Raw genomic sequence first — 25,345 nt, 5'->3', positions numbered from 1 at the left:
TTCGGAAAGAATGGCTTCAGGCGCTCCATTTGCGCCTCGGACAGCCAGTAGAGGTTGCTCATCGGTCAGGTCTCCTTGCGAGGCCTGAATCACGCGAACCGCCCGAAATCAATGGGTCTGGAGCCTAGCTGCCAGGCCGGGTCATCCTTCAAGCGCAGCCAGACCGTCGGGCGCATCTCGGCCTCGGACAGGAAGGTGCGGGCGGAAAAGACCGGCAGCGGCCGGGTGCCGCACAGGCCCCAGTCCGGGTCCGGCGCCATCTCGTCATGCCCGTCGGCCCAGAGGCCGGGCGTTTCGGCAGGATAGTATTCGTCGCCCGCGTCGATGATCCGGGCGGCGCGGTCCCAGCCGCGGAAGATCGTCTGCGCTTCGGCATCGACCTGCGGCAGAAGCGGGGTGTGCAGGGGAACGTCGGACCGTTCCACCAACCACTCCAGCGCATGGGTGCAGAAGCTGACGGCGGACAGCTGGAAGCCGAGGCCCGGCCCCACCATCCCCACCCGGGCGCTCAGATAGATCAGGCCGGTTTCGTGGAAGACGGTGGCGCCCTCGACCCGCGCTTCGACCGCGCGCACGGCGCGGGTGATGAAGGTCAGCGCCTTGCCGCCCGGTGCCATCGCCACGCGCACCACACCGGGGCGGGCCCTCAACCTGGGCGCAAGGCGTTTCACCGCCTTGGCGTTCGGGCGCAGGCCTGCCGCGATGCGAATGAGGCCCGGCATGTCAGGCGCGTCGCGGTCTACGGTCGCGATGGCCTGCCGCGCAAGGCCCCTTTTGAGCGAGACGCGAAGGGCGGGCGAACGGGCGAAGGCGGCGTGGTTCATCTGCATCGGTCGGCTCCCTTTGGTGCGAATCGTGGTAAAGGAATCGTCGCCTCCCAAATCTGGAGCATGGGGGTGGCAAATCCTGTCATAGGATATTCGCGGCTCCGGGACAAACCGCAGCCCTCAGGATCTCTTTGGCGCGTGACCGTCATGTCTTCATGAGCATAGAAAGGCCTCAAGCCTGGCGGAGCACGATGCCGTGACCCACCAACATCGTCCCGCAGCTGGATTCTCTCACGATCACCCCTGCCGGCCTTTCGTCTTCAGGATGGCCGCGATGATCAGCCCGATGGGGCCCAGCACGACACCCCAGATCGCGCCCCGCGCGCCATCCACGAACAGACCGATCACGCCAAAGACGATCGCACCTGCGATGATGAATTCCATATCCCGATCCTTCTCCGGAAGTGGGTGGGCAAACCTCATGCCCGTTGGTTGTCGTTCCCGCGCGGCACCCGCGACGCGCTGGTCAAAGGCCGGGTTGGCGGGGTCCGCAAGCGCCGACGCGCCGACGGCGGTTGGCACGGTGCTGCACGCTCTCAAACGGGGCACCGTCCTATCTCAGCCACGCCCCGGATCATTCAGGACCACGTGGCCACGTTCGGTCATGCAGCGATCGACGATGCGCCGCGGCCCGAAAGTCACCAGATCATGCGTGTAATCGGTGGCTGCGGCCCCCGCAGCCATACCGCTGGCTGCGCCATAGGCGGCCAGTTCTCCCTGGTAGCCGCTGCCGCTGCCGACGACAGCCCCGGTGATCGCGCCCACGATCAGTCCGGCCATGATATTCGCAGCCATCTGTTCTTCCTGCCGCTGGCGGTAATCCGCCTCGACCTGCACGGCGATGGCGCGGCAGGCCTCCAGATCGCGTTCGAAGCGTGCCTGGTTGGTCCGCGACGGATCGACCACAGGGCGGTAATCAGTAAGGGGTTCGATTTCGGCGCAGCCGGTGAGCGCCAGCATGACCACGAAACCGCCGAAGCTTAACTTTGAAATGGGTTTCAATGGAGGGTCCTTCCAGGTGAAGCGGCGTGTCCTGCCGTGGGCCAGAACATCGCGTGCGGGGGGGGAGATCCGAACGGGTGAGTTACGGCGCAGGAGGAATGTGTGAGGTGGGCCGGCGCCGACGGAAATCAGCTGCGGTGATCTTCCAGCGAAGCGGGGACGCTTGATTGGTCTGCTCTGGGCCCGGGAAGGTCAGAAAACCGTGATTTCTCTGCATCCGTGGTCTCCTGTTGTCCCGGATCGGGGGGATCGGCGCCATTAGGGAATCGCCAACATCCCCAACATGGGGCATAAGGGTGGCAAAACCTGTCACATGGACTGCGAGGCGCCCATGTCCTTCCAGAAGGCCGCCGACCTCTTGCGCCTCGCGGAACTGGCCACCGCCCGCTATCAGGGCGTGTCGCTGGCGGAGATCGAGGCGGAATTCGGGGTCGACCGCCGCACCGCGCAGCAGGCGATGCGTAGCATTTCGAGCGATTATCTGACTAAGCCACTGATCCTCCTGTTTTTTGCAGAATACGCGCTGTGCGATTCGCCTGTACCTGCGCCTTTGGCTCGGCATGCTTACGACCACCGAAGAGCTGTAAAGGTCGTGACTGAGCTTGGCATCCGCTCTCCATCTGCCTTCTTCGCGAGAATCTTGGAAAACTCTTGGGTCAATACCGGGACGCGATCGTCCTTGCCGCCTTCGGCCCCGCTCGTCCTGAAGGGGGATAGGAGCAATTCCGCAAAGACATCCCGCGGCATCTCCTTCACTGCGACCCCCGTCATACGCACCGGGATCAGATCCTCTTCCAGAATGTCCCCGGAGAGAGACTGCCAGCGCACTTGATGGGTCGTCAGAATGTCGCCGTCCTCCCAGCCTTTGATCTTTGCCGCTTCGCCGTAAACACCGTCGAAGGCGTCGCGGTCTTGGGCCAGATCGACAAGGTGGCGCATGAAGGTGCTTTCCAAGTCGATCGGCACCACCTCTGCATTGCGCTCGGCCAACTTGTGATCGAAGCTCATGCGGATGTTGCGGCGACGGCGGAACTCCGGCCAGCGACCGACCTGATCTTCGTCTAATTCAATGTCGAAGGTTTGCTGGTCCTTCGTGACTTTCTCGACGCGGAACCCTGCAAAGGGCGCCATCCCCATAAGAAGGGCGGCCATATGCCGGGAGTCAAAGCCGCCGGACACCCGTGTGCCGGAGCTGGATGCGAACGCGAGGATGTCTTCCTCGTCCTTCAGGCTTTCCTGGGCCCTTTGGATGGCTACCTCGATCTCCGCTTCCGTTTGAGTCGGCGTCATATTCGCGGCGCGTTCGAGGATGGTTTCCATGTCGATGTTCGCCACCAGATCGCCAAGGATTTCCGAGGCCAGAACGTCCGGGGATTGACTGCGCACCGCGGCAAGTTGATGGGCAATGGTTGTCACGCGGTCGAGCATCAGAGCGAGTGCCGAATTGTCGAAGCCATCGTTGTTGTGCAGGTTTATCACCTGCACCCGCTTCTTCTGCCCGTAACGATAGAGGCGGCCTATCCTCTGGACGAGTCGCGAGGGGTTCCAGGGCAGGTCATAATTTACCATGACATGACAGGTTTCCTGAAGGTTGAGACCTTCGCCGCCTGCCTCTGTCGAGACCAGAACCCGTGTTTTGCCATCATTGAACCGCTTGACCGCCGCAACCTTCTCATCGAGCGATAAGCCGCCGTTGATCCTGTCGCAGCCGATTTCGGGGAAGCGGTCTTGCAAACGAGAGATCAGATAGTCCTGGGTGGCCCGATATTCCGTGAAGATCAGCAGGTTTTCCCCACGCTGGATCACATGATCGGCAATGGTGGTGAGGAAGGTCTGCATTTTGGTGTCATGCGGTTTGGCCTTGGTGATCAGGTTCAGAATCTTCTGAACCCGCTCCGCCTCGTCGGAGAAAAAGGCTCCGAGGTGGCGCGGCATATCGATCTCCGCAAGGTTTTCTGCGTCTTCTTCCAAGTCTTCTTCCAAGGGCATGACGACCCGCATCCGTGCGGCTTTCTCGCTCTCCATTTGTGCCAGACGGGCCAGACGGCGGTGGAGGGCAATTTCGATCGCCGCGAGCGAGGAGGAGGCCAGTTTGCGATAGGTCGCCATTACAAAGCCAATCGCCGCACCAAGGGAGCGATTTTCCATCTGTGACCCAGTGCGGTAGCCTTCCCGAAGATAGGCCTGCAACTCTGCGTCCATGGCCGCCATTTCTGGGGAGGGGGTGATCGTGTACCGCAGGGTGTCATGGCCCTTGAAAATCAGCTTCCCTTGGGCATCGGTCACCATGCTCTTGCGGTTCCGGATGATTACCTCCCGAACGATGGATGGGTCCGCCTCAAGATGCGCGAGTTCACCGACCAGATCCGGCCGTGTTAGCTCCAAAAGCGCCCGGAAACGCCGGGTTTTGCCCTGGTGCGGGGTTGCCGTCAGCATGAGAAAAGCGTGGCAGGTCGTGTTCAGGGCTTCCGCCAAATTGAACCGCTCGGTTCGCGTACCACCTTCGTCCACGCCAAGCCGATGCGCTTCGTCAAAGACGATCACGTCAAAGGGGCCGCCCCCCAAAAGCATCTCCTTGTGCTCGGGGCGCTTTGCGAGATCGAGGGAGATAATGATGTTCTCCCGCGCCCGGACCTCGGAGGCAAATTCTGGTTTGAAGTCACGATTATATATCTCGAAGCTACGGTTAAACTTCACCCGCATTTCGTCCTTCCATTGTTTGGTCAAGGACGAGGGGCAGACGATCAGGGTCCGCCGACAGCGGTTGCGCATCGTGAGGGCGTGCAGAATCAGGCCGACCTCGATCGTCTTACCCAGACCCACGTCATCGGCAATCAGCCACCGCGCTTGGGGCGAGGTCACAACCTTGCGTGCAACGTCGAGCTGGTGCGGCAGGGGGTCGATATCAAGGCGACCGAAGGCCCCGGTATTGGCGTCCCAGATCGAGAGGGCCTTTGCCAAGGTCCGCATCCGCATCCGCTCCGCGGCATTCCCGTACTTGCCGATCGCGCGATACGTGATCCGGGTTTCAGCTGAATTAGCCTGCCCGAGAAGCCGCCAGTCCATCCAGTGGCTCTCGCCGCTGTCGAAAAACTGGACGAGAACCTGGTGGAAGCCGATAACATCCCGCGTGGAGAGCACCATCCCCGTACCGCGGCCTTTCAACGCCTTGGAACCCACATGTCGGACATGATCGCCTGCGACATAGTTAGGCACCAGGGTCTTGACGTTGAGCCATTTCCGCTCTGCGTTCGCGAAGCGGATCTCGCAGGTTTCATGATCAGTTGGACTATAGCACATCACAACGGCTCTCCTGCCATCGTGGGTGACTTTTGCGCCGATGACGGGCTTAACTTTCAAAGCTTATAGATCCTTCAGATGAATAGGGGGGCTTGTAGCAGGTGCTGAGCGCCCTGGACGGACTGGGGGCGCTTACGGCGTGGCGGTCAAAGCGCCAGAGCAGGTTGCCGTTGCGGTCGTAGCGTTCCATGCGGTCGGGTGCCACGGTGTCCGACGGCTCCTCGTACGGCCAGTCATTGGGGTCAACCATGCGGAACGCGGCGGGGCGATTGCGCAGGAAGGTCGGATAGGAAAGCGCCTCCGCCTCTAGCCGGCCGTCCTGACCCTTGTGCAGTTTGCGCCAGTCTTCGACCCAATCGGTCTCGATCAGGGCAAGGGCATCGGTCAGAGGGTGGGCGTTCAGAATGTATTCAGCCGTGGTCCAGCTCAAATTCCGCAGGTTTTGGCTGATCTGGACCGTGAAGCGATAGGTGGACAGACGGGATTTGAGGTTCAGGGAGAGCCAAAGGTGGGGGCTTTCGGCCCAATAGGATTTGATCGCCGCGCAGTCCTCGATGAACTCCACAGTCGTCCCGCGCGACAGCATCCTTTCGATCGCCAATACGCTTGAGTGATGAGGGAAAGCCGACAAAACAGAGACCAGCTTGCGCGTGTAGATCCTCTGCATTTGTTGGGAGCGGGGTAGCATCGCCACCAGACGGGCTGCCTTGACGTGAATGCGAAGGAGGTCGAGGGGGACAGAGACTTCTGGCTCCGGAGTCTCATCGTCGACGATGAATTCCTCAGTCGTATCGTCCTGCCCAGCACCAGCGCCAAAGCTAAAGACGCCCATCGATGGAAGACCAAGTTCAATCTCGTCTTCAATGATCAGGTTTGCGCGATCATCGTCGGGCGGTGTGATTTGGCCAACTCTGGTTAGTTCCGGCCCCCATTTGAGGTTAGTGCCATGTGTCGCGGCGGAACCTAAATGTACAGAGACATCATTTGCGGCCGTATCAGATATGAGGTCATTTTCCGTTTCGTTGGAAATCGCTTCTACCACAGGTTCCGCGGCCAGCGAGACTGAGGTGGTCTTTGCAGGCGCTAATGTACCGCCGCGGTCTAACGCTTTGGTGGCAACCGCTGGCAGATCATCGTCGAAAATCTCAAGATCAGCGTGAACCTTTTCTTCATGGATCGACATAGCGGTCCCACCTTCCAAAACCCGAAATGTACAAAAACCAAACACTTGCCAAATAATTCTGGCTTGAAGTAGCATCTAAGCCATTATGCACGCTGACATTTTTCGTTATCACACTGTTTCTCTTGAGGCGCCCTTCAAACGAACTTGCTCCTATGGCTGTCTTTTGAGTAATAACCACCTTACACACCTTCCACCCGGACCTCGCCCCTCTCGCCGCCCAAGGCGGCAAAGGCCCTTTGGCGGCAGGTGAGGACGAGGATCTGCTGATCCCGCGCGGTGCGGTGGAGGGCGTCGAACATCGCCTCGATCCGGTCGTCGTCGGAATGGACCAACGCATCGTCGAGGATCACCGGAACCGGTCGGCCCGAGGTGGCGAAGAGGCGGGCGAAGGCTAGGCGGGTCAGGATGGCCACCTGTTCGCGGGTGCCACCGGACAGGATCTCCAGCGCCTCGGCCTGCCCGTTGCGGGTCAGCGTTGCGGGCAGGAGGCTGGCGTCGTCGATCGTCAGCTGCGCGCCCGGATGCAGGATTGCCAGCAGCGGCTGAAGCTCGCGCAGCACGGGGCCGAAATAGGCGTCGCGCGCCTTTGTGCGGGCCTCGTCCAGCGCACGCCTCAGCCGGGTCAGGGCGCGCACCTCGGCCTCATAGCGGGCGGCGCGGGCCTCGGCCTCGGCGCGGTCACCGGCGATTGTGGCAAGGCGTTCCTCGATCCCCTCCTCGGCCAGCGCCAGGATCGTGGCATTGAGGCTCGCCAGATCCTCGCGCGCCTTCTGTTCGGCCAGACGCGCCTGATCGACGGCGCCTTTCGCGCGGGTCAGCCGGGCCTCGGCCGTGGCCAGGTCGGGGGCTGCGGCGCGCAGGGCGGCAAGGGCGGCCTCGGCCTTTGTGGCAGCCTCGGACAGGGCGGGCGCGCGGGCCTTCAGCTTGGCGATGCGGGCGGCAAGGGCGGCCGGATCGCCTGCCTCGGACAGGGCCGCCGCCAGGTGCCGGTCGGCGCTTGCCCGGTTGGCCTCCGCCGCCGCGCGCGCCTCGCCCGCCTGAACCGACAGGTCATGCGCGGCCTTGGCCGCGGCGCGGGCGGACTGTTCGGCGGCCTCGGCCTGCGCCAGCTCCACCGTCACGCTGGCGGCATCCTCGGTCGCCTCGGGGGCGTCGGCGGCCAGCGTTTCGGCGCGCGCAAGCGCGGTGCGGAGCGCATCCAGCCCCTCGGGCGCGACCTCGGCCAGAAGGGCGGCGGCCTGTTTCGCCTCGGCCTCCAGCCGCTGCGCCTCGGCCCATTGCGCGCGGGCGGCGGGCAGGTCGTCCACGCCTGCCTCGGCCAGCAACCGCGCAAGCGCCTGTTCGGCCTGGGCAATCGCATCGGAACTGCGCGCGGCGCCGGGGTCGATCCGCAGGGTGCCAAAGCCCGGCAGCGTCAGGTCGGCGGCGGCAAGGATCGGCACCGGGCCACCGGGCAGGGCCGCGCCGTTCAGGAGGGCGGGGGCGCCGTCGGGACGGGCCTCAATGGTCACCGCCTGCGCCTCAGCCCGGGCGCGGGCAAGGTCGAGCGCGGATTGCGCCTTGTCGGCGGCCTCGATCATCCGGGCGGTCACGCTGATGCGCGCCCGCTGCGCGCGGGCCTGGTCGAGCGTCGCCTGCAACCCGGTCGCGCGGTCAAGGCGGCGTTGCAGGTCCACGGCCTGTGCCTTTGCGGCCTGCGCGGTCTCGGCCCTGGTCGCGGCCTGCAACCGGGTCCGCAGGTCGCGGGTCTGGTGCGCAAGCGCCTCAGCGGCCTCGGTTGCCGCGCGGTCGCGCTGACCCAGGTCATCGGCGCGGGCCCGGGCGGCAGCGGCGGCGCTTTCCGCCTTGGCCAGCGCGGTCTGCGCGGCGGCGACGCGGGCGGCCAGGGTTTCCGCCGCGGCGATCTCCTGCCCGGCGCGGTCAGCATCCAGCCGGGCAAGCCGCAGGGCAGTCTCGGCCTTGCTGACCTCGGCCTGATGGGCAAGTGCCGCCTGATGCGCGGCCTGCGCATCCGTCAGCGCCTGCGCGCGGGTCGCGGCGTCGGCAGCGTCAGTCAGGAGGTTCAGCGTGCGGTTCACCTCGGTCCGCCGGGCCAGATCGCCCGAAAGCCGCAAGGCCCGCGGGCGCAGCGCCGCCTCCTCGGCCGCCAGCGCCGCCGCCTCATCGACCGCGCGCGCCCATTCGCCCCCGGCCTTGGGGCGGCCGGTCGTGGTCGCAAGCCGCGCGAGCGCGTCGGCCACACGGTCGATCACCGCATCCATGCGCCGCCCGCCGGTCATCATGTCGATCTCGCCCGCGACCGAGGACATGAGGTCGCGCCGGGTCGAGAGGTCGCGCTCGCGGTCTTTCTTCTCCTCGGACTCGAGCCCCAGCACCCCCTGCCGCACCCACAGAAGGCCCGATGGTCCGGACAGGCCCCCGCCCATCAGGCCGTCGATCCAGGCCTCCGCCTCGTCCGCCTGACGGATCAGGTGGCCGGTGGCGTCATGAACCTGCGCCTGTGCCTTGCTCATCCAGCGTTTGGTGATGCGGAAACGGCCTTCGGGCAGGTCCACCTCCACCGCCACCTCAGGCGCGCCGCCGGCATGGGGTTGCAGCGCCTTGATGGCGGCGTTCTTGCTGCCGTGCTTTTCAAAGAACACCGCATGGATCGCATCGAAGAAGGTCGATTTGCCGAATTCGTTGGGTTCGGACAGCACGGTGATGCCGTCGCCGATGCCGGAGAGCCGCGCGCGCTGGCCCGCGAAGCGACGGACGTTGGTCATTTCGATCGCCCGCAGCCTCATGCTCGCACCTCCTGCGTGAGCGCGTAAAGCCGCGCAAGGGCTGCCTGAGCCGTCTCGCGGTCCGCCTGGCTGAGGGCGGCATCCCCGGCCTCGGCCAGCAGCACCTGGGCCGCCTGACGCAGAGCGCCCGCCCGGTCGATCTGGTCCAGGTCTTCGGGCAGCGCCTCGACCGCCAGTGCCGCGAGGTCCGCCTCGAACCACCCGAAGTCGGGGGCGCGGGCGTCAAGCAGCGCCTCCAGCGCGGCGCGGTCGGCCAGCGGCAGGCGCCCCGTGACCGTCAGCCGCACCAGATGATCCCGAGCGCGCGCCACAGGCAGGGCGGCGGCCAGGCGCGCGGCCACATCCTCGCCCGGCAGCAGGTCCAGCGCCGGGCGCATCCAGCGGAATTGGGCCGTTTCCACCGGCGTCACCTGCGCGGGGCCGTCCAGCGTGACCAGCAGCACACGGCCCGGCGCGTCATGCTTGAATCCGTCGGGTTCCGGCGTGCCGGAATACCACGTGGCGGGCGTCACCTGCATCTGCCCGTGCCAATCGCCAAGGGCCAGGTAATCGAGGCCCGACCGCGCCGCCCGATCCGGCGGGATGATGCCGGTCGCCCCTTCCTCGCCGGAAAAATCGGTGATCGCGCCGTGGCCAAGCCCGATCCGCCGCGCGCCTTCGGGCGTGGGGGCCGACATCGCCTCGGTCAGGTCGCGGCCGGGGCGGCGCTGGGTGCAAGGCGCGGGCAGCAGCCAGTGGCCGGGGGCGAGTTCCACCGGCGCGTCGGACGTGATCGCGCGCAGGTTCGCGGGCGCGTCCTGTGCGATGCGCCGCCAGAGTTCGGATGCGGCAAGGCTGTCATGGTTGCCGGGCAACAGGACCCAGGTCAGATCGCCTTCCTCGCCCATGGCGCGCAGGGCCTGCCGCAGCGTCTCGGGCGCGGGGGTTTCGGCGTCGAACGTATCGCCCGCCAGCAGCACCACCCCGGCCCCGCCCGCCCGCGCGGCCTGCGCCAGCCGCGCAATCGCCCCGTGCCGCGCCTCGCGCAACCTGTGCCGGATGCCTTCGGGATAACCGCCGAAGGCGCGGCCCAGATGCAGGTCGGAAGAATGGAGAAACCGGAATGCGTTCATGCCTGACCTGCCTTTGCCTTTTCACCAACCTTGCCGGGAAATCCCGCCCGATCAACCCCTTGCCTCATGCCATCCGGCAGGCGGGATCACCCTTCCAGCGCAGCCAGACGGTCGGGCGCATCTCGGCCTCGGAGAGGAAGGTACGGGCGGAGAAGACCGGCAGGCGCCCGCAGCCGTTGGACAGGCCCCAGTCCGGGTCCAGCGCCATCTCGTCATGCCCCCCGGCCCAGAGGCCGGGTGTTTCGGCGGGATAGTATTCATCGCCCGCCTCCTCGATCCTGGCCGCACGGTCCCGGCCGCGGAAGATCGCCCGCGCCTCGGCATCGACCTGCGGCAGCAATGCAGTCTGAAGGTCGATGTCGGACCGTTCCACCAGCCGCTCCAGCGCATGGGCGCAGAAGCTGACGGCGGACAACTGGAAGCCGAGGCCCGGGCCCACCATCCCGACCCGGGCGCGCAGATAGATGAGGCCGGTTTCGTGGAACACGGTCGCGCCTTCGACCCGCGCCTCGACCGCGCGCACGGCGCGGGTGATGAAGCTCAGCGCCTTGCCGCCGGGCGCCATCGCCACGCGCACCACACCGGGGCGGCCCTTCAACCTGAGCGCAAGGCGTTCCACCGCCTTGGCGTTGGGGCGCAGGCCTGCCGCCATGCGAATGAGGCCCGGCATGTCGGCCGCGTCGCGGTCTGCGATCGCGATGGCCTGCCGCGCAAGGCCCCTTTTGAGCGAGACGCGAAGGGCGGGCGAACGGGCGAAGGCGGCGTGGTTCATCTGCATCGGGGTCTCCTGTTGAATGGGGTGGGGGCGGAATCGTGGTAAAGGAATCGTCAACACCCTCAATCTGGGGCATAAGGGTGGCAAATCCTGACAGGGTGCTGCGATGTCCTTCCAGAAAGCCGCCGACCTCCTGCGCCTCGCGGAACTCGCGACCGCCCGCTATCTGGGCGTGTCCTTGACCGAGATCGAGGAGGAGTTCGGCGTCGACCGCCGCACCGCGCAGCGGATGACGAAAGCGCTGGAGGAGATGTTCCCCCATTGCATCACGCGGGTGGATGACGAGCGGCGCAAGTTCTGGAAACTGCGCGCCGATGACGCCCGGCTGATGCTGGCCCAGGGCATCCGCGACAGCGAACTGGCGGCGCTGGAACTTGCGATCCGCCGGGCCGAGCGCGAGGGGCTGGCGACCGAGGTGCGCGCCCTGTCCGGCCTGCGCGACCGGCTCTTGGCGGCGATGCCGGGGCCGCACGCCCGCCGGGCCGAAGCCGATGCCGAAGCGGTGCTGGAAGCGCACGGTTTCGCCTCGCGCCCCGGCCCGCGGGTGCGGATCGGGCCGGACCTGATGGGGGTGATCGGCGCGGCGCTGAAGGGGCCGCATGTGCTGACGGTCGTCTATGCCGGGGGCCGCGACCCCGACCGCGCGCGGCGGCTGGAACCGCATGGCCTGCTCCTCGGCACCCGCCGGTATCTGGTCGCGCGCGAGGCGGGCGGGGACGGGCGGATGCAGCATTACCGGCTGGACCGGATCACCTCGGCCCGGCTGGAAGCCGACAGCTTCGCCCGCGACCCGGCGTTCGACCTGTCCACCCACGCGGCCCGCGCCTTCGGCAGTTTCCACACGGACGCCGAATACGGCGAGGTTGTCTGGCGCTTCTCCCCCGCCGCTGCCGCCACCGCGCGCGACTTCCTGTTCCACCCGACGCAGGAGATGACCGAGGAGGCAGACGGCAGCCTGACCGTCCGATTCACCGCCTCGGGCCATCTGGAAATGGCCTGGCATCTTTACATGTGGGGCGACGCGGTGGAGGTGCTGGCCCCGGAACCCCTGCGCGCCATGGTCGACCGGCACCGGCGCGGCGATTTCCCGGCGCTGCCGTAACTGGCGAATCCGGACCAGCGGCACCCTTCATCAAAGGTTGATCACCCTCGTCACATAAGGACCACAGTCGGCACACCCTGCCCCCCGCGCCCAGATGCGGGACGATCCGTCACCTTCAACTTGGCGCAACAGGCGTCACGGATCCGGATCGTCCTGCCGCAAGGCCCCCAACACGCTGACCGCCGCGGCGGCGATGCCGATCCCCTCCTCCTTGATCGCTGCGGGAAGGTCAGGATGCGACAACCAGCGCACAAATTTTGGCCAGAGGCGCTCTAGCATGTTCAGCAGCCAGCCAACGCGGGTCAGGCGTCTCTCAAGTTCGGCCGACTGTTGTTCGACCTCCCCGCGCTTCGTTTGCAGTTCCGTCGTCATCGCCTGCCGCTCGGTTTCGACTTCGGTCCGAGCGGCGTCGCGCTCCCTATCGATCTCGGATTTCGCCACGACCCGGGCGCGTGCAATCTCGTCCATCGCCTTCTTTTGGGCGTCGTCCATCGCCCGGGAGACGTCCTCTGCCTCGCGCCGCGCCGCGCGGGTCCGTTCCGCGACGGTCGCGGCAGCCCGCACGGCGGGGGCGATTTCGGGGTAGGCCGGGCGCAGAAGGTCGGGCGCACGGGCGGTCACGCGCCCGTCTTCCCGCAAACGCAGGGTCCCGGCGGCGATTTCCTCGGTCAGCGCGGCAAGCCCGACCGTGACCACCTTGGCCCGGTCCAACGCCCGTGCGGCCTCGGTCCGTTCCACTGCGGCCTTGCGGGTCGCTTCAGCAGCCGCCTGATCCGCCGCGAGGCGGGCGGCCTCAGCCTCGTCCCGGGCCCGACGCGCGGCATCGGCCCGCGCCTGCTCCGCTTCGGCGGCCGCAACCGCCTCGGTCCGGATCCGGTCCGCCGCTGCTTCGGCCGCCTGCTGGATACGGGCGGCTTCTGCCCGCGCCGCCACCGCAGCCTCCTCGGCCGCTTCGCGTTCGGCCTCGGCCCGCGCCTGCGCCTGCCGGGCTTGTTCAGCCCGTGTCTCCGCGGCCTCCCGCTCGCGTTCGGCAACGGCAGCCGCCCGGTCCGTTTCAGCCCGCCGGGTCCGGGCCTCCGCGATGGCGCGCTTGCGCGATTTCCGCACCGTCACGGTCGCGAGCGCCGTCGCGTCTGCGACGATCACCCCGGCCCGGTCCTCCGCGGCCTCTGTGATCCGAGAGGCCTTTTCCCGGGCCGCCGAGACAAGTCCTTCGGCTTCGATCCGGTCCGCATCGGCCTTCGCCAGAGCCTGCCGGGCCTCTTCGACCCGCGCCTCAGCCGTCGCAAGGATCCCGGCGGCGGCATCTTGCGCCTGCGGGATCGCAGCCTCCGCTGCCGTACGCTCCTGTTCGATCCGGGCCAGCCGCAGCTCCGCCTCCCGGTGCTGGCGTTCCCGCTCCGCCCAGATCTTGGCCTTCGTCTCGATGTCGCGGCTGAGGCTGTTCGCCCGTTCCTGGAGACGGAAGGTCCGCCCCCGGACAAAAGCCGCAGCCAGCTGACCGCGGCGCAATTCGATGGCGGTCTTTGCCTTCATGCGCCGGACCTCGTCGTGCTGGGCCTGGGTTTCCCGGGCGGCGCGCTTGCGCGCCTTTTTGAGAGCCTTGGTCCCTAGCAGTTTCGCGTCGGAGAGGATCACGCCGGCGCGGTCGTTGGCGGAGCCTATGATCCGGACGGACTGCGCGCGCGCCGCTTCAGCCTGCCGATCCGCCTCGCGACGGGCGTCGTCGGCCGCTTCCCGGGCTGCGTGGGCGACCGCGGCCGATGCCTCGGCATCGGCCCGCGCGCGTTCCGCGGCGGCAACCGCCCGGTCCGCTTCGGCGCGCCGGGCCCGGGCCTCGGCGATGGCGCGCTTGCGCGATTTCCGCACTGTCACGGTCGCGAGCGCCGTCGCATCGGCAACAATCACCCCGGCCCTGTCCTGCGCGGCCTGCGCGACCCGGGCGGCCTCCTCCCTCGCCGCTTCAGCCTGCCGATCCGCCTCCTTCCGGGCCGCCTCGGCCTCCAGGCTCGCGCGTCGCGCAACCTCGGCCTGCGCTTCCGCGCGGGCCCGGTCACGTTCAGCGGCGGCGACCTCCCGATCGGTCTCCGCCTTCCGGGCCTTCGCCTCGGCGATAGACCGCTTGCGGGACTTCTTCACCGCGGACTTCGCCAGCGCCACGCCATCCGCGACGGTGGCCGCAGCCTCGGCCCGGGCTGCTTCCCGGATCCGGTCCCGGTCCTCCAGTGCGAGCCGCCGCTGTTCCCGGCGCCATTCAGACGGCGGGATATGCCGACGCGGTTCAGGCACTTCCAGTCCTGCGGCAAGCGCCTGCCGGACAGCTTCGGCCCGACGTTCCCCGCGATGAATCCCGAGAGCCAGAAACGCCTCCCCAGCGACGTCCTGCGCATGCTCATAGCGCGCGATCAGCGGGTTGGCCGAGGGCTGAAGAAGGCGCTGGCGTCCCCTGTTTTCGCTGACCTTTTCAACCCAGACGCCGGCCACGAAGTGCAGATGGAAGGCTTCCTCGTCGACATCGGCATGCACTTCCAACAACTGATCACCGGGAAAGTTCTCGGTCAGGAAGTCCATGGCGCTATCGAGAAAATCGAAGACACGGCGCAGGTCCCACTCCTCCAACCCCGTACCCCCCAGCCACCGCTTGTTGACGGTAAGGACGCCTTCGCGAAGCGGGCCGAGCCGGGTATATTTCCATGGATCGACCAGGCCACGACGGCTGACCTCTCGCGCCTCCTTGTGGCGCCCCTTGCGCGTCCTCGCGTCAATCTCCTCCTGGAGGTTCTCCTGAGCCGCTTGCGCAATGCGTGCGTTCAGTCTGTCGATCCAATCCGGTCCGCCGATCTCCTGCCAGTTGAGATGGGACAGATGCGCGCGGATATGGGTGAGATCCCCCCCGCGCCGGTTCCCGTGCATCTCCCGGCGTTTCAGATCACGCGGGAACATCGGCTCGAACCGGAGGACAATCGGGGCCTCATCAAGCCGCTCGATACGATCGGCCTTGTCAAAATGGGCGTGGATGGACATGATCAGGTTCCGGGCAGATTTCGCTGGTCCAAGCCTCCGCGAGGGGCGTGAAAAACCGCAGCGAAAAATCCGTGGGAATGTCCGGTCTGTTACTCACTAACGTTTTTGCGCTGTCGGGGGGCCCCCGACATCACAAAAACCCGTTCGCGAGGGGGATACCCCCTCGACCCCTTCTCGCGAGTCGACCGGCCCGGAGGCCGATCGATCGCTGCGACCAGCAGCTTGCTGGACCCTCACACCCCGTTTCTTGATTTGTTTTTCCTGTTCTTTTTCAGCGGGTCCGGTGGGCCTTTTGCTTGCCGGAACGCGCGTCGGCTGATCCCCCGGATCACCTCTGCCGCGTGCCGGGCTGCCGACGCGGGCGCAGAGGCTGGCCGACCCGGCCATCCTCCGCACCCGCCCATCGTCATCCCGGGGTCCGTCACCTGTACCCCGGTCACCTTCCCCATTGCGCCGCCCTGACGCTCCGATAGGCTGTCCCTGCTTCCTTCACCAGAACATCATCCTCGTCGTGTTGGTCAGGTTTGCCGCCGCGCCGCCCGATCCGGTCCTGGCTGACGTTCTGCCCGGACCGGATAGGGGCGGTTTGCCATGCAGGACCCGGCAATTGTCACCCGGCCCTCCTGGACATGTCCCCGGAAACGCTTAGCCTGGCGGGACTTTCCCGGAGGCCCCGTGTCCGACCCATGCCCTGATTGCCCGATCTGTCGCGCTCCCGGCCCGCTGGCCGCGCCGCGGCATGTGGCGGCCTGGGCTGATCTGACGGCAGCCGAGCAGTTCACACTGCTGGCCCGGCTGGGTGAAGCCTTGGCCGCCGGGGCGGCGGGGTTCACGGTGGCCGCGGACCACGGGCATTTCCACCTGCGACCGGGCGGCGCGCAGGCCCTGCGCTTGACCACCGGGGGGACCGATCCCTTGTTGCCATTGATCGCGCAAGGCATCGATGGCGCCGAGAGCGTCGATCTGGCCGTGGCCTTCGCGATGGACTCGGGCGTGCAAGTAATCATGCCCTGGTTACGGGACCTGCTCGACCGGGGCGGGTGGCTCCGGGTCGTGGTCGGCGATTACATGGACGTGACCGAACCCGCCGCGCTCCATCGGCTGGCGGACCTGGACGGCGCACAGGTCCGCGTCTTCGAAGCCGGTTCGGGGAGTTTCCACCCCAAGGCCTGGCTGTTCCGGGCGGCCGACCGGCAGGGCGCGGCGATTGTCGGCAGCTCGAACCTGTCCCGAACCGCGCTGACCAGCGGGGTCGAATGGAACCTGCATGCCGAGGGAGCCGCCGATATGGTGGCGCGCGCGTTCGAAGATCTCTGGACCCATCCCCGGACCTGCCCGCTGACCCCGGACTGGATCGCCGCTTATGCCGCCAGGCGGCAGGGCGCGCCCCTGACCGATCTGGCGCAGAAGATCGTCGCGGACGAGCCCCCTGCCCCGCCGCCCGAACCCCACGCGATCCAGCGCGCCGCGCTGGCGGCGCTGACCGCCACACGCGCCGCCGGGCGCCGAGCCGGGCTGGTCGTGCTGGCAACCGGCCTCGGCAAGACCTGGCTCGCCGCCTTTGACAGCCGCGCCTTCGCCCGGGTCCTGTTCGTGGCGCACCGGGACGAGATCCTGACTCAGGCGATGGCCGCCTTCCGCCGGATCCGACCCGAGGCCCGGTTCGGCCGGTTTGACGGCGCGGAGAAGGACGAAGGCGCCGACATCCTCTTCGCGTCGATCCAGACCATCGGCCGGGTCGGCCACCTGCGCCGCTTCGCACCGGACGCCTTCGACTACATTGTCGTCGATGAGTTCCACCACGCCAGCGCCGCCAGTTATCGCGGGCTGCTCGACCACTTTACCCCGCGCTTCCTGCTGGGGCTGACCGCGACGCCGGACCGGTCGGACGGGGCCGACCTGCTGGCTCTGTGCGGCGACAACCTCGTCTATCACTGCGACCTCTTCGACGGGATCGAGGCCGGGCTTCTCTCGCCCTTCCGCTACATGGGCGTGCCGGACGAGGTGGATTACGCGCAGATCCCGTGGCGCTCCACCCAGTTCGACCCCGAGGCGCTGGAGGCGGCGCTCGCGACCGAGGGGCGTGCACAAAACGCGCTGGACCAGTTCCATCGCCACCGCGACGGCCCGGCGATCGGCTTTTGCTGTTCGGTCCGGCACGCGGAGTTCATGGCCGCCTTCTTCCGTGACCGGGGCCTTCGTGCCGTTGCGGTGCATTCCGGACCCGGCTCGGCCCCGCGGGCCACCTCGCTGGACCAGCTGGGTCGGGGCGAGATCGACATCCTCTTTGCCGTCGACATGTTCAACGAAGGCGTGGACGTGCCCGCCATCGGCACGGTGATGATGCTCCGCCCGACGGAAAGCGTGATCCTGTGGCTGCAACAGCTGGGCCGCGGCCTGCGCCGGGTCGAGGGCAAGGTGCTGCGCGTCATCGACTACATCGGGAACCACCGGGTGTTCCTGACGAAACTGCGCGCGCTGCTGAATGCCGGCCCGGGTGACCGGTCGCTGGCCCTGCGGCTGGAACAGGCTGTCGCCGGGCAGATGGCCCTGCCGCCGGGCTGTTCGGTGACCTACGACCTGAGAGTGGTCGAGATCCTGCGCGATCTGCTGCGCCCGAAGTCCGGGATGGAGGATCTGGAGGCGCAATACCGCGACTTCCGCCTGCGCCACGGGCGCCGCCCCTGCGCGGCCGAGGTGGCGGCCATGGGCTTTGACCCCGCGCGCACCGGGCATGGGGGCTGGTTCGACTTCGTCCGCGACATGGGCGATCCGGTGGATGGCCGGGCGCTGGTTACGGTCGCCGACCTGCTGCGGCGGGTGGAGCGGGACCGGTCCCTCAGCCCGCCCGCGCTGGAGGCGCTGCGCCACTTGCGTGACGGTACGCCGACGCCCGAGGAGGGGCGCACCTTCTGGGCCTTCGAACCGCTCCTCTCGGTCGAGGGCGTCCGCCTCCGCCTGACCCGGCCCGATCCGGACGGAAAGGCTGCCGCGATGCTGGCCGAACTGGCCGACTGGCGGCTCGCGACACAGCCCGGACAACAGGCGGCCGAGGCCCCTGTGCCCTTCACTACTTCCGGACCGGACCTGTGGCGCGAATACCTGCGCGAAGAGATCCCGCCCCTTTTCGGTGCGCGGTTTAGCCCCGGGAACTGGAACGCCGGGATCGTCCGGCTGAACAACACCCTGATCCTCCTGACCACCCTGAAGAAGGGCGGGCTGACCGCGGGCAGCCATTACGAGGACCATTTCCTCGGCCCCGACCGGATGCAGTGGCAAAGCCAGACCCAGACCCGCCGCGACAGCCAGATCGGCCGCATGCTCTCGGGGGCAGACGACAAGGCCCGCGTTCACCTCTTCGTCCGGAACGGCAAGCTGCGGAACGGGAAAGCAGCGCCTTTCCTCTACTGTGGTCGACCCGTGTTCGAGGGCTGGGAGGGCGAGGGTCCGATCACGGTGACATGGCGCCTGCCAGTCCCGGTGCCGGAACACCTGCGCCCGGGGTTGGGGATCGCGGGGTGAGGGGGAACGTGAACGGCCCGTAGCCGCCGGTCGTTGTCGGTAGAGTAGCATTCAACCACACTGGGGTCGGAGATCGCGCAGTTTTTTCAAGCGGAGTGTAAGTCCAGTCCGCTGGATTGCGTTCAGACGGGAAGTCAGTCGGACGGGTTCCCCGATGGCAGGCATGAGGCACGGATCGACGACAAGCAGATCGGACGGTCCTTCACTACACTGTCTTTTCCTCTTGGCGAGCCTTCCGGATCGTTCATACAATCAATTTCGACAAGTATCAGCTTTCAAAAGGTTAATGATGTCTGTGAATTGGACAGCACGGCGGTATCCGGACAGACCGGGCGACTATCGCACCGACTATGAGCGGGACTACGCCCGCATCGTTCACTCGGCCTCCTTCCGACGCCTTCAGGCCAAGACCCAGGTGCTTGGTGTTGGCGACGGCGACTTTTACCGCACCCGGTTGACACACACGCTGGAGGTTAGCCAGATCGGCGTCTCGATCACCAAGAAGCTCTACCGTGAGGCCGAAAAACGCAAGCAGAGCGGGATGGTCAACAGCGAAGAGATGCACCTGCTGGATGCAAAGTTGGCTATCCTTCCTGATCCGATGCTCATGTCCAGTATCTGCTTGGCCCATGACATTGGACACCCACCTTTCGGGCATGGCGGTGAGGTTGCACTCAACCGTTGCATGCTGCCTTACGGCGGGTTTGAAGGCAATGGACAGACACTTCGCATAATCACGAAGCTCGACCGCTATCACGAAAATGGCGGCATGAATCTAACGAAAAGGACGGTTCTGGGAACAATCAAATATCCCGCGCGCTTTTCAGATGCAGTCAATTGGTCGATTCGGGGTCTGGGCGGACGGCCGGAAACGTCCGAGGTCGAGATGAAGGGGAAACCCTTTCTAACGCGCGTTCCAAGAAACTCCATCTTCGTGGCGGAACATTTCAAACCGCCGAAATGCTATCTGGACGACGAACATGATGATGTCGTCATGGGTTGGGTGCGGCAAGGTCTCGAGGATGATTGGGCTCAACTTAGTAGAGTCTATGATGACGACCCGGGGAAGAAACACCCAAAGCCCAAATTCATGTCAGTCGACACATCCATCATGGAGCTTGCAGATGATATTGCTTATGGCGTCCATGACCTCGAGGACGCAATCGGGCTGCATCTAATCGATGAGAAGGCATTCAGCGCTTGGCTAGAGCAAGAAGACGCCAAGACCAGTGTCAAGCGCAAGGAACTTCTGGCACCCTACCTATCGGTGAGGCACGGAGGGCAGTTGTCCAAGATGATCAAGGCGCTTTTTTCTACCAAGTCGCATGAACGAAAGACTGAGATTTCTAGTCTTGTTGGCTTCTTCGTCGACGCTGCCCGCCTAGAATTGGATGACCACACGAAAGCGCGCAGCCTGCCTGTTTTCAAAGAGCCAATTTTCCGGTGGAAAGCCGTTCTTCCAGTTGATCACGAGAAGGCGCTGGGAATTCTCAAGACGATGGTTGCGGAGTTGGTGGTCAAGACAACACAGGTCCAGCAACTAGAATTCAAGGGTCAGAAGATCGTCACTGAGCTTTTCGAAGCCTTTGCGACAGACCCAAAGCGCCTGCTTGATACGCGCGATTATGCACTTACGCGGCAGGGAGGTGGAGATATCCCGACGCCTCGCGTGATCTGCGATTACATCGCTGGCATGACGGACGAATATGCGACGAGGCGCTACCAACAACTGTTCGCGCCGCGTGTTGGCTCAGTTTTTGACAAGTTGTAAGTGATAACCCAACCCACCGACGCACACGCAGATGCCAGATCCGTCATGCAGAGATTGACTCGAAGGGTTCAACGGCCGCTTCCCGCCCGACGCTCCCACTCCCGGTCCGAGACGTGGTATCTTGAGGTGGTCGGCATGACCGAAGAAGGGTGGGCCCGGTGGACTGGAGGTATACTCATGCCCAACGATCTTCTCCCCGCCCTTCGTCCTGCTCGCGTCGCCTGGAACAAGGGCCGCATCATTGGTCAGAAGCGCCCGCTCTTGCCGCGGCATGTCTGGTCCATCCGGGTCCGCCTCGAAATGGCCGACAACCAGCGCGACCTCGCGCTGTTCAACATGGCCGTAGACAGCAAGCTTCGCGGATGCGACCTCGTCGCGCTGCGGGTCCGGGACGTGTTTGCCGCTGGACGGGTCAAGGAACGTGCCTCAATGATCCAGAGTAAGACCGGCAAGCCGGTCCGCTTTGAGATCACTGAAACTACCCGGCTGTCGCTCGATCGTTGGATCCGCGACCCTGAAATGATTGGACTCGATTTCCTGTGGCCCAGCCGGATCCATGGCAGCCCGCACCTGTCCACGCGACAGTATGCGCGGATCGTCCGAGGTTGGGTGATGTCGCTGGGCCTCGAACCGAGCGCCTACGGCACGCATTCCATGCGACGCACCAAAGTCGCGCAGATATACAAGAAGACCGGCAACCTGCGTGCAGTCCAGCTACTGCTGGGCCACACCAAGATGGACAGCACGGTGCGCTACCTCGGCGTCGACATCGAGGATGCGTTGTCCCTGTCAGAGGGGATAGACCTGTAGACATCCCGCCGACCGGCACAGCTTGCGTCGGTCGGCCCTTAGCGGACGATCGAGCCGAACACGCCGCAAAAAACGTGCCCTTAGAACGTGCCCTTAAAGCATTCTAACGAGAATGCTTCTATGCTCGGTGTCGTGCCAAGTTGAACCTCGTCACGAATGCGATGGATTACCACTTCGACGAAAGCCTGCCGGCCGCTCGAAGTTAAACGTCCTACATCGTGCCGTCAGGTCGACCTATGTTCTTCGGCTAGTCCGACGGCAGTCGCTTTCCGTCGACAAAGACACAAAGACGGTCGCCCGGCACGCTGACCGCGACCGTTGCGCCCATACGGGCGGGGCTGGTGCCGCTGACACGCACCTTTACGCGATGCGCGCCCTGATCGATCCCGACCACTTCATCCATGCCTTCGAACCAGATCCTGCCGACCGTTCCCTCCAGATCCCCACCCGAAGGTGCCAGCGTCGCATGTTCAGGTCGGAACCCGATCTTGAGTTCGCCGTCGGGAAGGGCGGCGGGGACCGTGACCGACAGGGCCGTACCCGGCACGACAATCCTGTCTGAATCGCGCACTGCGGGCAGGAAGTTCATCGCGGGGGATCCGATGAACCAGCCGACATGTTCTGTGGCGGGCCGTTCGAACAGTTCCGTCGGGCTGCCCATCTGGACGACCTCGCCATGATTCATCACCACAATCTCTTCGGCAAAGGTCAGCGCCTCTGTCTGGTCATGGGTCACGAGGACCATGGTGACGCGGAATTCCTCGTTGATCTCTTTGAGGATGCGGCGCAGGTCGAATTTCAGTTGCGGGTCGATCACCGTCAGCGGTTCATCCAGGAGGATTGCTGCAACATCCTCGCGCACCAATCCGCGGCCGAGGGAGACGAGCTGCTTCATGTCTGCCGTCAATGCATTAGCCGGACGCTTCAGCCACTGGGTCAGGCCCAGCCGTTCGGCCACGGTTTCCACCCGCGCCTTGATTTTCTGCGGCGACGCCCCGCGGCAGACCAGCGGAAAGCCGAGGTTTTCGCCCACCGTCATCGACTTGTAGATGACCGGCACCTGGAAGACCTGCGCGATGTTGCGCTTGCCGGTGTCGAGCGCTGTCACATCCTGCCCGTCAAAGAGGACGCGCCCCTCGGACGGGCACAGGAGTCCCGAGATGATGTTGAGCATGGTCGACTTGCCGCAGCCCGACGGGCCGAGCAGCGCATAGGTGCCGCCGTTGCGCCATGTCATGTGCAGTGGCTTGAGCGCGTAGGGCGCGCCGGGTGCGTAGGCATGGGCGAGGTTTTCGAGGATGATCTCAGCCATGGACCGGTTCCTTCTCGATCAGCCGGCCCTGCGCGCCGAAGACGAGCGCCTCGCCCAGATCGAGCGACAGGGTGATGGTGGTGCCGAGGGCGTGGTTCGTCACAGTGCGTTCCAGCATGACCAGCGCCTGACCGGCGGCCTGCAGATGTGTTACGGTTTCCGACCCCGACACCTCGGTCAGCGACACGCGGGCTGAGAGATCGCCCCCCTGCCGGATCGAATGGGCGCGCAGGCCCAGCGTGTAGCGCCCGGCAGGCAGGTCGCGCCCAAGCGCATGGGCGGGCAGATCGGCCAGACGGTCCAGCCGCAACTGGCCGCCCGACACCTCCATCCCGATCAGGTTGATGGGCGGGTCGCTGACCACCTCTGCGGCGCGGGTGGTGCCGGGACGGGCATAGACGTTCTGCGGCTCCCCGGACTGGATGGCGCGGCCTTCGGCCATCAGGATGACGTCGTCGCCCATCTGCAACGCCTCGCGCGGGTCGGTGGAGGCGTAGATGACGATGGTTTCGCGTTCGGCCTTCAGAAGATCGACCAGTTCCTCGCGCAGTCCCTCGCGCAGCTTGTAGTCAAGGTTCACGAAGGGTTCGTCCAGAAGGACGACAGGAGCCTTCTTGACCAGGGCGCGGGCGATGGCGACGCGCTGCTGCTGGCCCCCCGAAAGCTGGCTCGGGCGGCGGTCGATCATGGTGCCGAGGCCGACGCGCCCCAGCATGTCGCGGGCGGCCTCGTGCGCCTTGTCTTGCGGTACCTTGCGGCGGACCAGCGGGAAGGCCACGTTGTCGAGGACCGACAGGTGCGGGTAGTTGATGAACTGCTGCGTCACCATCGCGACGGGGCGCTGCCACGGGGCAAGGCGCGACCAGTCCTTGCCGTCCAGCGCAATCCTGCCGCGGTCGGGTTCGGCCAGACCGGCGATTGCCCGCATCAGCGTGGTCTTGCCTGCGCCCGTACGGCCCAGAAGCGTGGTCAGTCGGCCCTTGCGGAAGCTGACGGTCACATCGTCGAGATGCGCCACGCGGCCTTCGGCCAATGTGAGGTTGGAAAGTTCGAGCATCAGCGCACCGCCCCGGCAAGACCGCCGCGAGAAAGGAACCGTTCCACCACGAAGGCCAGCACGGCCAGCGGCGCGACCGAGACGATGGCTGCGGCGGACAGCGACCACCACGGCGTGACGGAGGAGTTGAGGGCCACGATCGACACGGGCAGGAGCTGCACTTCGGTGAAGGTCATGGTGAAGGCGAAGAAGAAGTCGTTCCAGCCGAAGATCAGGCAGAACATGGCCGCGACGACAAGGCCGGGCAGGGCATTGGGCAGGATCACCCGCAGGAAGGTGGTGACGGGCGTGCAGCCGTCCATCCAGGCCATCTCGTCCAGCCCGCGGGGGACGGAGTTGAAGAAGTCCACCATGACCCAGACCGCGATGGGCATCAGCATCGCTACATAGATGAGGATGAGGCCCGGCAGCGTGTCCAGAAGGCCGAGGAAGCGCAGCATCAGGAAGAAGGGGATCGCGAGGACGATGGGTGGCATGATGCGCTGGCTGATGAAGAAGAAGGTGATGTCCCCGTTCTTCAACGGGCCCGCCTTGAAGGTGAAGCGAGACAGGCCATAAGCCGCCAGCGTCCCGAGGACGAGCGCGATGGCCGAGCCCGACAGCGTGACGATGGCGGAATTGGCGTAAGGCTTCAGTATGTTGATCCCGCCCACCCCGCCGAAGAGCGACTGCCAGCCCGACAGGGACGGCTCGAACTGCAGCCAGGGCAGCCATTTCGCCCCGCCGGTCACGGCATTGGCGGTCTTGAAGCTGGTCGAGATCATCCACAGGAAGGGGAAGATCACGAAGGCCGACCACAAGAGGACGGCAAGGTATTTGAGGGCGAGGTAGAGGGTTCTCATGTCCGGTCCTTCACCATCAGGCGGATCAGCGCCTTGGCGATCAGCGTGAGTGCCACGCTCATGACGATCAGGTAGGTGAGCGAGAGCGAGGCCGAGTAGCCGATCTGGAAGTCGCGCATCCCGCGGATGTAGATGTAGTAGCTGGTCGTTTCGGTCGAAGTGCCGGGTCCGCCCGAGGTCAGGACATAGACCGTCTCCATCAGTTTCGACGCCTCGATCAGCCGGATCAGGATGGCACCGACCGAGATCGCGCCCATCATCGGGAAGGTCACGGACAGGAAGGTGCGGATCGGCCCCGCGCCGTCGATCCTTGCGGCAAGGAAGGGTTCGTTGGGCAGGGACAGAAGGCCCGCGAGCAGCAGCAGGAACATGAAGGGCGTCCATTGCCAGACTTCGACGATCATCACGGCGGCGAAGGCGTGCCCTGCCTGCGAAAGCCAGGGCTGCGCACCGATGCCGATGGCGTCGAGGATCGGGTTCAGGGGGCCGAGGCTTTCGTGGAAGATGGTTCGCCAAATCACCGACATGACCACGGGCGTCGTCATCATCGGGACGAGGAAGAGGACGCGGAAGAAGCGGCGGGCGATGATGTCGCGCCAGACCAGCAGGGCGAGCGCGAAGCCCAGCGTGTATTGCAGTAGTACGGTGCCCACCGTGAGGACGGAAAGGCGTGTCAGCGCCTCCCAGTAGCGGGCGTCTTCCCAGAGCCGCGCATAGTTCTCGCCGCCGATCCAGTTCAGGCCCGGGTTGTAAACATCCCAGGACGAAAAGCTGACGCGGATCGTGAAGAGCAGCGGAAAGAGGATGATCGCCACGAGGACCAGAAGCCCGGGCAGCAGGAAGATGTATTTCTGGCGGTACATGGGGTCACCCTCAGGGAAAGGGGGGCCGCACTGCCGCGGCCCCCCCGGTCGTGTCGG

At 65.6% G+C, this 25,345-nt stretch carries 17 protein-coding genes; 4 read left to right on the top strand and 13 right to left on the bottom strand.

Annotated elements, in window-relative coordinates; all coding sequences use genetic code 11:
- Positions 1–89: 89 nt before the first annotated feature.
- The 8 genes from I7S92_RS19625 to I7S92_RS19590 form a co-directional block, all read right to left on the bottom strand.
- Positions 90–830 (bottom strand): hypothetical protein, encoded by a 741-nt coding sequence (locus tag I7S92_RS19625; protein ID WP_197647207.1) that lies wholly within the window; start codon positions 828–830, stop codon positions 90–92.
- A 234-nt stretch (positions 831–1,064) separates the two neighbouring features.
- Positions 1,065–1,211: a hypothetical protein gene (locus I7S92_RS19620; RefSeq protein WP_197647206.1), complete on the bottom strand. Its 147-nt coding sequence runs from the start codon at positions 1,209–1,211 to the stop codon at positions 1,065–1,067.
- Positions 1,212–1,385: 174 nt separating this feature from the next.
- A complete protein-coding gene (locus I7S92_RS19615) occupies positions 1,386–1,787 on the bottom strand; it encodes a glycine zipper family protein (RefSeq protein ID WP_197647205.1) in 402 nt (133 codons plus the stop codon).
- Positions 1,788–2,393: 606 nt separating this feature from the next.
- Positions 2,394–5,129: a DEAD/DEAH box helicase gene (locus I7S92_RS19610; RefSeq protein ID WP_197647204.1), complete on the bottom strand. Its 2,736-nt coding sequence runs from the start codon at positions 5,127–5,129 to the stop codon at positions 2,394–2,396.
- 49 nt (positions 5,130–5,178) lie between these two features.
- Positions 5,179–6,312, bottom strand: a complete 1,134-nt coding sequence (locus I7S92_RS19605) for a hypothetical protein (RefSeq protein ID WP_197647203.1) — start codon at positions 6,310–6,312, stop codon at positions 5,179–5,181.
- A gap of 179 nt (positions 6,313–6,491) precedes the next feature.
- Entirely contained in the window at positions 6,492–9,098 is a 2,607-nt protein-coding gene (locus I7S92_RS19600) for an AAA family ATPase (protein WP_197647202.1), read from the bottom strand.
- On the bottom strand, positions 9,095–10,210 hold the full coding sequence (locus tag I7S92_RS19595; RefSeq protein WP_197647201.1) for a metallophosphoesterase family protein: 1,116 nt from the start codon (positions 10,208–10,210) through the stop codon (positions 9,095–9,097). The genes I7S92_RS19600 and I7S92_RS19595 overlap by 4 nt, the downstream gene beginning before the upstream one ends.
- A 64-nt stretch (positions 10,211–10,274) precedes the next feature.
- Positions 10,275–10,988, bottom strand: a complete 714-nt coding sequence (locus I7S92_RS19590; RefSeq protein ID WP_197647200.1) for a hypothetical protein — start codon at positions 10,986–10,988, stop codon at positions 10,275–10,277.
- Positions 10,989–11,091: 103 nt separating this feature from the next.
- Between I7S92_RS19590 and I7S92_RS19585 the strand changes: the two genes are divergently transcribed.
- Positions 11,092–12,087: a helix-turn-helix transcriptional regulator gene (locus I7S92_RS19585; RefSeq protein WP_197647199.1), complete on the top strand. Its 996-nt coding sequence runs from the start codon at positions 11,092–11,094 to the stop codon at positions 12,085–12,087.
- A 135-nt stretch (positions 12,088–12,222) separates the two neighbouring features.
- On the opposite strand, the gene I7S92_RS19580 is transcribed toward I7S92_RS19585, so the two are convergent.
- Positions 12,223–15,111, bottom strand: a complete 2,889-nt coding sequence (locus I7S92_RS19580; RefSeq protein ID WP_197647198.1) for a hypothetical protein — start codon at positions 15,109–15,111, stop codon at positions 12,223–12,225.
- A gap of 675 nt (positions 15,112–15,786) precedes the next feature.
- On the opposite strand from I7S92_RS19580, the gene I7S92_RS19575 reads away from it, so the two are divergent.
- The 3 genes from I7S92_RS19575 to I7S92_RS19565 all read left to right on the top strand — a co-directional run bounded on the left by I7S92_RS19575 (position 15,787) and on the right by I7S92_RS19565 (position 21,214).
- Positions 15,787–18,633 carry a DUF3427 domain-containing protein gene (locus tag I7S92_RS19575; protein WP_354001350.1) on the top strand — a complete coding sequence of 949 codons (2,847 nt, stop codon included), beginning with the start codon at positions 15,787–15,789 and terminating at the stop codon, positions 18,631–18,633.
- Positions 18,634–18,919: 286 nt separating this feature from the next.
- On the top strand, positions 18,920–20,404 hold the full coding sequence (locus I7S92_RS19570; protein WP_197647196.1) for an anti-phage deoxyguanosine triphosphatase: 1,485 nt from the start codon (positions 18,920–18,922) through the stop codon (positions 20,402–20,404).
- Positions 20,405–20,581: 177 nt separating this feature from the next.
- Entirely contained in the window at positions 20,582–21,214 is a 633-nt protein-coding gene (locus I7S92_RS19565; protein WP_151720936.1) for a tyrosine-type recombinase/integrase, read from the top strand.
- Positions 21,215–21,461: 247 nt separating this feature from the next.
- Here the strand turns inward: I7S92_RS19565 and I7S92_RS19560 are convergent, their stop codons facing one another.
- The 4 genes from I7S92_RS19560 to I7S92_RS19545 are packed head-to-tail and all read right to left on the bottom strand — an operon-like array spanning position 21,462 to position 25,288.
- Positions 21,462–22,526 (bottom strand): ABC transporter ATP-binding protein, encoded by a 1,065-nt coding sequence (locus tag I7S92_RS19560; RefSeq protein ID WP_197647195.1) that lies wholly within the window; start codon positions 22,524–22,526, stop codon positions 21,462–21,464.
- Positions 22,519–23,583 (bottom strand): ABC transporter ATP-binding protein, encoded by a 1,065-nt coding sequence (locus tag I7S92_RS19555; RefSeq protein WP_197647194.1) that lies wholly within the window; start codon positions 23,581–23,583, stop codon positions 22,519–22,521. The genes I7S92_RS19560 and I7S92_RS19555 overlap by 8 nt, the downstream gene beginning before the upstream one ends.
- Positions 23,583–24,425: a carbohydrate ABC transporter permease gene (locus I7S92_RS19550; protein ID WP_197647193.1), complete on the bottom strand. Its 843-nt coding sequence runs from the start codon at positions 24,423–24,425 to the stop codon at positions 23,583–23,585. The genes I7S92_RS19555 and I7S92_RS19550 overlap by 1 nt, the downstream gene beginning before the upstream one ends.
- Positions 24,422–25,288, bottom strand: coding sequence for a carbohydrate ABC transporter permease (locus I7S92_RS19545; RefSeq protein ID WP_197647192.1), 867 nt, complete (start codon positions 25,286–25,288; stop codon positions 24,422–24,424). Before I7S92_RS19545 ends, I7S92_RS19550 begins: the two co-directional genes overlap by 4 nt.
- Between the last annotated feature and the right edge of the window lie 57 nt (positions 25,289–25,345).

Origin of the sequence: Tabrizicola soli (assembly GCF_015999335.1) — a bacterium.
Classification (GTDB): Bacteria; Pseudomonadota; Alphaproteobacteria; order Rhodobacterales; family Rhodobacteraceae; genus Tabrizicola; species Tabrizicola soli.
Note: the sequence above shows the minus strand (reverse complement) of the source record. Positions and strands in the feature narration are given on the sequence as shown.

What these genes read in the sequence shown, in the direction of transcription:
- I7S92_RS19625 (WP_197647207.1), bottom strand. Translation starts at nt 830, where the DNA reads ATGCAGATGAACCACGCCGCCTTCGCCCGTTCGCCCGCCCTTCGCGTC.
- I7S92_RS19620 (WP_197647206.1), bottom strand. Translation starts at nt 1,211, where the DNA reads ATGGAATTCATCATCGCAGGTGCGATCGTCTTTGGCGTGATCGGTCTG.
- I7S92_RS19615 (WP_197647205.1), bottom strand. Translation starts at nt 1,787, where the DNA reads ATGCTGGCGCTCACCGGCTGCGCCGAAATCGAACCCCTTACTGATTAC.
- I7S92_RS19610 (WP_197647204.1), bottom strand. Translation starts at nt 5,129, where the DNA reads ATGTGCTATAGTCCAACTGATCATGAAACCTGCGAGATCCGCTTCGCG.
- I7S92_RS19605 (WP_197647203.1), bottom strand. Translation starts at nt 6,312, where the DNA reads ATGTCGATCCATGAAGAAAAGGTTCACGCTGATCTTGAGATTTTCGAC.
- I7S92_RS19600 (WP_197647202.1), bottom strand. Translation starts at nt 9,098, where the DNA reads ATGAGGCTGCGGGCGATCGAAATGACCAACGTCCGTCGCTTCGCGGGC.
- I7S92_RS19595 (WP_197647201.1), bottom strand. Translation starts at nt 10,210, where the DNA reads ATGAACGCATTCCGGTTTCTCCATTCTTCCGACCTGCATCTGGGCCGC.
- I7S92_RS19590 (WP_197647200.1), bottom strand. Translation starts at nt 10,988, where the DNA reads ATGCAGATGAACCACGCCGCCTTCGCCCGTTCGCCCGCCCTTCGCGTC.
- I7S92_RS19585 (WP_197647199.1), top strand. Translation starts at nt 11,092, where the DNA reads ATGTCCTTCCAGAAAGCCGCCGACCTCCTGCGCCTCGCGGAACTCGCG.
- I7S92_RS19580 (WP_197647198.1), bottom strand. Translation starts at nt 15,111, where the DNA reads ATGTCCATCCACGCCCATTTTGACAAGGCCGATCGTATCGAGCGGCTT.
- I7S92_RS19570 (WP_197647196.1), top strand. Translation starts at nt 18,920, where the DNA reads ATGATGTCTGTGAATTGGACAGCACGGCGGTATCCGGACAGACCGGGC.
- I7S92_RS19565 (WP_151720936.1), top strand. Translation starts at nt 20,582, where the DNA reads ATGCCCAACGATCTTCTCCCCGCCCTTCGTCCTGCTCGCGTCGCCTGG.
- I7S92_RS19560 (WP_197647195.1), bottom strand. Translation starts at nt 22,526, where the DNA reads ATGGCTGAGATCATCCTCGAAAACCTCGCCCATGCCTACGCACCCGGC.
- I7S92_RS19555 (WP_197647194.1), bottom strand. Translation starts at nt 23,583, where the DNA reads ATGCTCGAACTTTCCAACCTCACATTGGCCGAAGGCCGCGTGGCGCAT.
- I7S92_RS19550 (WP_197647193.1), bottom strand. Translation starts at nt 24,425, where the DNA reads ATGAGAACCCTCTACCTCGCCCTCAAATACCTTGCCGTCCTCTTGTGG.
- I7S92_RS19545 (WP_197647192.1), bottom strand. Translation starts at nt 25,288, where the DNA reads ATGTACCGCCAGAAATACATCTTCCTGCTGCCCGGGCTTCTGGTCCTC.